The organism is Bartonella sp. AD328YNZD, from assembly GCF_042196425.1.
Genome location: NZ_JBHIQG010000390.1, coordinates 1 through 2,097 on the forward strand (window position 1 = coordinate 1; position 2,097 = coordinate 2,097).

Below are 2,097 nucleotides of genomic sequence, written 5' to 3' on the forward strand. Positions count from 1 at the left end.
AGGCATTTCCAAAATATGAGGTCTAGAAGAAAATGATACTTTAACAAAAGATACCCATAAAACAAGTCGATGAAGGTTTGTTTATGGAGGTTGTCCCCAGAGCTTGGTTATCATCTCTTGCTAATCCAGAATACTCTACAGCATTATCCAAAAATACTATCAATAGAATTCCCAAGAATGCTAATATATTGATTAATAATGATAATTCACTATTTTTGTATGTTGAATGAGAGTCCCTAATGGTATAAATTTTTCTCTTTTTTGAAGCAATCAGAACCATGTCGCTTGCGCGTTACACGCCGAGAGAGCCCGTGTGGAGTGAATTTATATGAGATAAGGACTAAAAGTGCTTCTCATGAATCGTCTCAAGGGTCAAAAGCTTTTGTCCGTAATATTCAGGGTTAGCAAAGTGTGTGATGGTGCTGGTATATCTCTTCAACCTATTGCTGGAAAGTTTTGCGTTTTATGGCGTTGTTTGCCTAAAAGAACGCGTGCTTTTGTTGTTGCCTGTAAATCAACATCCAACTCTAAGGCAGCCGTATGTTTGAGACAAAGATTAAGAGTTCTATAAATCAATGTGTTGTCACTAAAAGGAATGACACGTTAGAGATCTAAATCATGGGTTGTGGATAAGATTTTTTTAGATACTACCGATAAGTATACCCGTGGCAAAAACCAAGGCACCTCCAATGATGACCTGTAAAGAAGCGCGCCAAAAGGGAGTTGACATGAATTTGTTCTGAATCCAGACGATGGCGCCTAGTTCGAAAAAAACAATGATAAAAGCAATAATTGTCGCTACATAAAAAGAGTTGATTAAATAGGGAAGCGTATGGCCTAATCCTCCTAATGTGGTCATAATGCCGCTGGCAAGGCCTCTTTTTAATGGCGAACCACGTCCTGATAATTTGCCGTCATCATGGGCTGCTTCTGTGAAACCCATCGAAAGTCCTGCACCAATTGAAGCTGAGAGTCCTATCAAAAAAGTTTGATGCGTGTCTCCCGTGGCAAAAGCTGCGGCAAAAATGGGGGCAAGGGTGGAAACAGAGCCATCCATTAACCCTGCTAGACCTGGTTGAATCCAAGTCAAAAGTGTTTGTCTTTGCGTTTTCGAAGGTTTTTTTATGGTGTGATTTGCCGCTGTTGTTTTTTGGGAGGGATGGCGGCTCTTGCCTTTCACAAGAGAAGTTTTGTCACATAATGAACCGATAGTGTTTGCACGATTATGGCAAGAAAGGCACAAAAGTTGCTTATAATTTTTAAGCTCTTGAAGCCCCATGGCGGTAAAAACCGCGGCTTCCCTAGAGGAATAAGGTTCTAGAGCTTTTGCATATTTTAAATAGAGCGCCGCATGTTGCTCTTTTATTTTGAGTGCGCGAAGCATCATTGTTTGTGCTGAACGAAAGGACAGAGCTTTACGTTGTACAAATGAAAAAAACGATCTCAACATTTTCTGTTCCTCTGCACTTTAGAATAATTCTAAAACATAAGAAAAATAAACCGAAAGTCAATCTAAAAGTTCAAAACTGAAAAATTGCAAAAAGGTTGCAGTAAAAAAATGCTGGGGTGCTATGAAAGTAAAGCTGGCAAATAAATTCAAGTACAGGAAGATTTATTAAGTGGGAGATTTATTAAGTGGGGTCGAGAGGGGGGCGTGAAAGCATTGAGAGAAAATATGCTTTATTATGCTAAAGGGACGTTTTCAATGGAGCATTCTAATGTATTTTGAATATATGGAAATAAGCGGGCACGATCATTCATTTGACGGGTTCAAAAGACGATAATAATCTTTGGAATTTGAAATAATTCTTTAAAAGAGACTTTTTTCAAGGGACAAATGCCTATTTCATGAGGGCGTCCGTGAAGAGTATAAAAGAGTAAAACAGTAAAGCCTTCATACAATAATATACACTAAATAATATAAACTCCATTGAGTCTTTCCATCTTTACGCTGCATAAAAGATATTGATTTATAATGATAATCTAGCGTTATTCATATTGAATTAGCCTCCCGAATAACGTGGGATTCTCTCATTTCAAATCTGTTTATCTTGAATCAATCAAAATCACTTGCTTGCACACTACAAGCGGGGTTGG

The 2,097-nt window shown here is 38.2% G+C and carries 1 protein-coding gene and 1 pseudogene; both read right to left on the reverse strand.

Going from position 1 to position 2,097, the window contains the following annotated elements; translation table 11 throughout:
• Positions 1-441: 441 nt before the first annotated feature.
• Positions 442-561, reverse strand: a pseudogene (locus tag ACFIO3_RS12085) (integrase); the annotation flags it as partial.
• A 79-nt stretch (positions 562-640) separates the two neighbouring features.
• Positions 641-1,450, reverse strand: a complete 810-nt coding sequence (locus tag ACFIO3_RS12090) for a VIT1/CCC1 transporter family protein (protein ID WP_375614483.1) — start codon at positions 1,448-1,450, stop codon at positions 641-643.
• Between the last annotated feature and the right edge of the window lie 647 nt (positions 1,451-2,097).

Bases quoted from the DNA above. Each gene is read 5' to 3' on its own strand.
- ACFIO3_RS12090 (WP_375614483.1), bottom strand. From the start codon at position 1,450: ATGTTGAGATCGTTTTTTTCATTTGTACAACGTAAAGCTCTGTCCTTT.